Origin of the sequence: Pontibacter rugosus (genome assembly GCF_042678745.1) — a bacterium.
Classification (GTDB): Bacteria; Bacteroidota; Bacteroidia; order Cytophagales; family Hymenobacteraceae; genus Pontibacter; species Pontibacter rugosus.
In genome coordinates this window covers 1-6446 of the sequence record NZ_JBHTLD010000243.1, presented here as the reverse complement: position 1 = coordinate 6446, position 6446 = coordinate 1, and the positions used below count along the sequence as shown (strand labels likewise).

Genomic DNA, 6446 nt, shown 5'->3' with positions numbered 1-6446 from the left:
GCTTGATGTTGGTTGTGTGATTAAGGTGTTGGTTAAACGGGAAGTATAAAATAAAATTGAAATAAAAATATTATAAGATAAATTACATTTTTAAAAATATTATTATCATATTCACATTTAATACTAACCCCGTTAACCTAAATCTCCCATGAAAAAACCTTTACAAACTATGTGGCAGCTAACACTTGTGCTGGTGTTGCTGCTGAATTGCCAGATGGCATACAGCCAAGGCCGGCCCGGTACCAAGCGCGTACCAGCAGTGGTTCTGGAGCACCTGAAGCAAAATAAGCAAAAGCTTGAAATTACTGAATCCGACATATCTGAGCTGGCTGTCACCAATGAAAGCATCACCAGGCACAACGGTATGAAGCATATTTACCTTCAGCAAATGCACGAAGGCATTGAGGTGCACGGCGCCATTACCAACGTTAACATGACCAAAGATAACAAGGTAGTTAGTGTAGGTAACCGCTTTCAGAAAGCCCTCGAAAGAAAAGTAAAGACCACTGAGCCAGGCTTAAGCCCTGAATCGGCTGTGATGGCAGCAGCCAAGCACCTGAATCTTTCTGTTTCGGGTCCGCTTACAGTGCAGTCTAGAGGAAACCAAAGTAACAGAGAAGTAGTGCTAAGCAATGGCGGTATCTCCCTTGATCCTATCCCTGCCAGACTGGTGTACCAGCCAATGGAAGACGGCAGCCTGAAACTGGCGTGGGAAGTAACTATTTACGAACTGGATGCCCTTAACTGGTGGAATGTGCGCGTAGATGCCAGCACCGGTACCGTGCTTGACAAAGACAACATGGTAACCCATTGCGAGTTTGATAACCATGGTCCAGAAGGAGTAGCCCTAACGCGCGGTAAAAAGCATGTGCTTGCCCCACGACCTGCTCCGGCGCCCTATAACTCAGTTGCTGCTATGCCAGCAGCCCCTACTTCTAACGCTTACAAAGTATTTGCCATACCTACTGAAAGCCCAAGCCATGGCCCACGTGTATATGTAAGCACAAGCGCAGCAGACGAAGTTGCCTCGCCTTATGGCTGGCATACCACACTATCCACGCCAAGTGTAGAGTATACTATTACCCGTGGTAATAACGTGCACGCCTACGAAGACCCGAATAACAATAACAACGGTGCTATAAACTATAGTCCGGATGGTGGCCCGGAGTTGCTGTTCGACTTTCCAATAGACTTTACAAAGCAGCCTGTTGAGTACCGCGATGCAGCTATCACCAACTTGTTTTACATGAACAACATCATGCATGATGTGTGGTACAAGTATGGCTTTGATGAACTAAGCGGCAACTTTCAGGTAAACAACTACGACAGAGGCGGCCTTGGCGGAGATGATGTAAGAGCAGAGGCGCAGGATAGCAGAAATATCACTGCAACACGTAACAACGCAAACTTCTCTACACCAAGAGACGGACAAAGGCCACGCATGCAGATGTACCTGTGGAGCGGCAAAGCTGATGAGGAAATGTTCAGGGTTACTTCTCCGCAAAGTATAGCAGGCAGCTATCCGGTGCTGGAGGCAGCTTTCTCTAAACCACTTACTCCTACACCTGTAACAGGCAAATTAGTAGTGGCCGATGGACAGGAAGGTTGCGCAGCGCTGGCAAACGCAGAGGCAATAGCCGGAAACATAGCCGTGATGTACAGAGGTGGTTGCCCATTTGCAGATAAAGTGCAGTTTGCACAGGCAGCAGGCGCTATCGCTGTATTGGTTATCAATAATGCACCCGGCAGCCCTATTGTGATGGGAGGAACTCCAACAGAGGAAATCAACATACCAGCCGTAATGATCAGCCAGGAAGATGGCCAAATCATCAGAGCGGTACTTGATCAGGGGCAGGAAGTAACTGTAGCCTTGAAAAACAGCGGCTCAAGCCCTGAAGTTGATGGAGACTTTGACAACGGTATCATCGCCCACGAATACGGACACGGTATTTCAAACCGCCTGACTGGTGGCCCTGCTGCCACAGGCTGCTTAAGCAATGCAGAGCAGGCCGGCGAAGGCTGGAGCGACTGGTTTGGCCTGATGCTGACAATGGAGCCAGGCGATAAGCCGGGTGACGTAAGAGGAATCGGTACTTATGCCCAGAACCAGCCAACTACAGGGCAAGGCATTCGTCCTGCTCCTTATAGCACAGACTTTGGTGTGAACAGCTATACTTACGCGGCTACAAACAACACAACACTATCACAGCCGCACGGCGTAGGTTTTGTATGGGCAACCATGCTTTGGGATATGACATGGGCCATGGTAGATAAGTATGGCTGGGATGCAGACTTATACAACGGCAAAGGCGGTAACAACATGGCGATGCAGCTTGTAATAGACGGCTTGAAACTACAGCCATGCAGCCCAGGCTTTGTAGATGCACGCGATGCCATACTTGCCGCTGATATGCAAAACTACGGTGGCGCTAACCAGGAGCTTATCTGGAGAGTATTTGCAAGACGTGGTTTAGGCTTTAGCGCAAGCCAGGGACTTTCTACCAGCAGAACGGATCAGGTAGAAGCCTTTGACCTTCCGCTTATCTATGCTTGTGATGCACCAACTATCACTGTGAAGCCTACAAACGAAATCTTTACAGGAGGAGATCCTACTGTAATTTACTTAGGCTTCGGACCACAAAGCGTGATTCTGCAAGCTAGTGGCAGCGATAGCTATAGCTGGAGTGCTGTAGAAGGTTTAAACAATACCAAAGTAGCCGCTCCAATTTTCAGACCTAGAACCGCCGGTGAATACACCATTACCGTAACTGGCACGAACAGCTTTGGCTGTACTAAAACTGCCACAGTTACAATCAAAGTAGTGGATATACGCTGCGGTGACAGAAACACAATGGTGATGATCTGCAAAGATGGACAATCGCAATGTGTGAGACCTGGAATAGCCTTGCTTGCTCTGAGAGACGGGGCAAAATTAGGAAGTTGTGACATGTCTGTTACCAGCACATCTGCGGCTGTGGCTTTAGAAGCTAATGGCTTTGGCAGAGGTGAGCTAAGAGCCGTGCCTAACCCGGTAGATAGCAGAACCAGCATCCAGTTTGCCGTTCCACAAGGAGGCAAGTATCGGGTAGAGCTGATTGATATGAAAGGCTCCTTGGTAAGCGTGTTAGCTGAAGGCGATAGCGCGATAGGTGAAAACCACGCTATTGAACTGAACCGAGGCAAGATGACACGAGGTATGTACCTGGTGCGCCTGATCACAGACAATGAAGTGAAAACCACAAAGGTATCTGTAAGATAACCTGCTGGATTCAGTAGTATAAAAGAGGAGGTTGCAGGTAACTGCGGCCTCCTCTTTTTTTATACCTGTGGTATTGGCTTGTAATGTAGAGAACTAACAAGTGGCTAGAGCTATCTAAAGCATTTACAATGCCTTTAAGTCCTGGGTACACGTGCAACTGGCGCCTCTGCTATACTGGAGAAGCTGAGGTGCAGACCTATGGCAGGAGAAAAACAACTTTAACCTTAGCCTGACCAGTAGGAGAGAGAGGTTCGTGCTTTCGGACCTGAGATGCAGTAGCTGAACTACATCACTCCAGTTAAATAAAAGTTAACTTAAAAACAGTACCTACACCTTCTTCTGTTTCCACTTCTATACTTCCCTTGTGCAGCAGCATGATATGCTTTGCAAGGCTCAGCCCAATACCGGAGCCGTCTTTATGAGAAGTAAAGAAAGGAATAAAAATGCTCTCCATTAGCTCCTCGGGAATGCCGCTGCCATTGTCTTGCACTTCAATAATTGTTTTGCTGTTCTCTCCGTAGGCGGCAAGTATAATCTGGGGTTGAGGCCTTTCCTGCACTGCCTTTTTTGCATTCAGGATAAGGTTGATGAGTACCTGCTCCAACAGGTTTACATCTCCGCTTAGTTGCAGGTTCTGAGGCGATACATTACATAGCAGTTCTACACCCTGCTCGTTTAACTGCGGACGCATCAGGCCATCAATACTATTAAAAAGCTCCTGCACATATACTGTGGTGAGCAATAGGTGCTGAGACTTGTTCAGGTTGCGGTAGAAGTGGGCAAAGCGTAACAAGCCTTCGCTTCGCTTCTTAATAATCGAGATTCCTTCTTCTGTGTCCTGTAACAGATCTGCGTCTGGCGCTGCATCTGGTTCCTTTTCCTGCTTTTCGCGTTCGTGCTGCAGGTGGCGGCCCAGCGAATCAGCCAGCGAGGCAATGGGAGCCACCGAGTTCATGATCTCGTGCGTCATCACGCGCAGCAGCTTTTGCCAGGCCTCTGTTTCGGTGGCATCCACGGTGGCGCTTACGTTTTTTAAAGCAACCAACAGCAGCGGCCGTTGTTGCATAGTAAAAGCCGTAGCCGTGAGCAGCAACTGTGACTGCCCAGCAGGAAGCTTTAACTTCAACAGCAGGTTGTGTTCAGGTTTTATACTTGTCAAAGCCGTGTAAAGCGCAGGGTAGCGCATCTCCAGACTTGCTATACTTTTCAGGTAAGGAACACCAAGTATCTTTTTAAATGCGTCGTTCACCCACTCCACCTCTCCGCTTTCTTCGTCCACGGCTACAATGCCTGTATCAATTAGTTGGAGGATGGTTTGCATGTACAGGAACTGCGCTTCCTTCTCGATGTGCAACTGCTTATACGTATCGTTGATAAGGTTAAAAGCAACATGCAGCTGTCGAAGCGAGCTGTTGGTGGTGTGCTCATTGAAACGCTGAGAAAAGTCCCGCTGCTTTACAGCTTGCAGAAACTTTGCCAGCTCGTTGTTGCTGCGCGTTACATAAAGCGCCAGTTCCCACACCTGCGCCAGCATCACCAGTATACCAGAGCCTACCTGCAGCCAGGTAAACTGCGTCAGGTAATGCACGGTGAGGTACATCATCCCCAGCAAAAGTATAAACCGGACAAGTAACCCGAGTTCGAGGCGCTTAAATATCATGCTTGTTCAGTCGGCGGTAGAGGGCAGTGCGGGTAAGGCCCAGTTCTTTGGCAGTGCGGGAGATGTTGCCTTTGTTCTTCTCTAAGGTTCTCACGATGGTTTCCCGTTCCATCTCTAAAAGCGGCACTGGCTTCTCCGGTACAGAAGCTGCCGTGGCGTAAGTGGGAGCAGCAACCAACTCCATGGCTGAGAAGCTAAAGTCCTGCGGTTGCAGTGTGCTGCTTTCGGCAAGTATAATGGCGCGCTCTACGGCGTGTTGCAGTTCCCGCACATTGCCAGGCCAGCTGTGCTGCTTTAGTTTTTGCATGGTGGCATCTGCAAACTCAGGAACAGGTTTGTGGTTTTTCTGGGCATATACAGCCGCAAAATGGCGCGCCAGCAATTCTACATCACCTGTGCGTTGGCGCAGCGGTGGCAGCGTAATTTCTACCGTGTTGATGCGGTAAATAAGGTCTTTGCGAAACTGGTTACGGGCAGCCAGTTCGTATATAGGTTCGTTGGTTGCTGATATCAAGCGAATGTCAACAGGCACAGGCGTATTAGAGCCTAGCGGTGTTACCTGGCGGTTTTGCAGCACTGTGAGCAGCTTCGCCTGCATGCCCGGTGAGATATTGCCAATCTCATCCAGAAACAAAGTGCCTCCGCTTGCAGCCTCAAATCTGCCTGCACGGTCTTCGCGGGCATCGGTGAAGGCACCCTTTTTAGAGCCAAAAAGTTCGCTTTCAAACAAACTATCGGTCAGGGCACCCATATCTACACTCACGAAAGGTTTGTTCCCTCTAAAAGATTTCTCATGCAGGGCGCGGGCTACTAACTCTTTGCCAGTGCCGTTTTCGCCAAGTATAAGCACGTTTGCCTCGGTTGGCGCTATCTTCTCAATCTTATACAGCACCTCTTTGATGGCATCAGATTCGCCAAGTATGGTGGTGCTGGAGTTTTTCTTGGTTGATGTGTTGGCGGCACCGGCTTTTTGGGGTTGCTTTGCCTCCAGCGCATGGTGCAGCGTTTCCAGTAGCTTATCGTTGTGCCATGGCTTTACAATAAAGTCAGCAGCACCCTCTTTTAACGAGCGCACGGCAAGCTCTACATCACCATAAGCCGTGATAAGTATAACAGTGGCCTCTTTGTCTTTCTCCAGGATTTTACGCAGCCAGAAAATACCTTCATTCCCCGTGTTCAAGGCACTTTTGAAGTTCATGTCCAGGAAAATGGCGTCGAACTTCTCTTTAGCCAGCAGGCTTAGCAGGTTTTCAGGGTTCTTTTCTGTTACCACCTGTTTCACCTCGGTTTTAAGCAGCATTTTCAGGGCAAACAGTACGTCCGATTCGTCATCCACGATTAAAACGCGGGCATTTTTTGCAGCGGCCATAGCAAAGGATTGTTCTAATAGAGCACCGAAGATAAACAATCTATAGGAGAATTATAATATTGGGGGCTGTCTGCACCATGGCCTCTCCACAAGCTCAATTTATACTTGTAACGGAAGCGCACAGGTGTCTCAGGAGATGTTGTATCGGAAGCGTACAC

The 6446-nt window shown here is 48.7% G+C and carries 3 protein-coding genes; 1 reads left to right on the top strand and 2 read right to left on the bottom strand.

Annotation, left to right across the window (positions count from 1 at the left end; all coding sequences use genetic code 11):
- Positions 1–148 precede the first annotated feature (148 nt).
- On the top strand, positions 149–3259 hold the full coding sequence (locus ACFQ2O_RS18845) for a T9SS-dependent M36 family metallopeptidase (RefSeq protein ID WP_377531617.1): 3111 nt from the start codon (positions 149–151) through the stop codon (positions 3257–3259).
- A gap of 298 nt (positions 3260–3557) precedes the next feature.
- On the opposite strand, the gene ACFQ2O_RS18840 is transcribed toward ACFQ2O_RS18845, so the two are convergent.
- Both ACFQ2O_RS18840 and ACFQ2O_RS18835 read right to left on the bottom strand, forming a co-directional pair.
- Positions 3558–4919, bottom strand: coding sequence for a sensor histidine kinase (locus tag ACFQ2O_RS18840; protein WP_377531614.1), 1362 nt, complete (start codon positions 4917–4919; stop codon positions 3558–3560).
- On the bottom strand, positions 4909–6288 hold the full coding sequence (locus tag ACFQ2O_RS18835) for a sigma-54-dependent transcriptional regulator (protein ID WP_377531611.1): 1380 nt from the start codon (positions 6286–6288) through the stop codon (positions 4909–4911). Before ACFQ2O_RS18835 ends, ACFQ2O_RS18840 begins: the two co-directional genes overlap by 11 nt.
- Positions 6289–6446: the final 158 nt, after the last annotated feature.

Excerpts from the sequence above, each read along its gene's own strand:
- ACFQ2O_RS18845 (WP_377531617.1), top strand. The coding sequence starts at position 149 with ATGAAAAAACCTTTACAAACTATGTGGCAGCTAACACTTGTGCTGGTG.
- ACFQ2O_RS18840 (WP_377531614.1), bottom strand. The coding sequence starts at position 4,919 with ATGATATTTAAGCGCCTCGAACTCGGGTTACTTGTCCGGTTTATACTT.
- ACFQ2O_RS18835 (WP_377531611.1), bottom strand. The coding sequence starts at position 6,288 with ATGGCCGCTGCAAAAAATGCCCGCGTTTTAATCGTGGATGACGAATCG.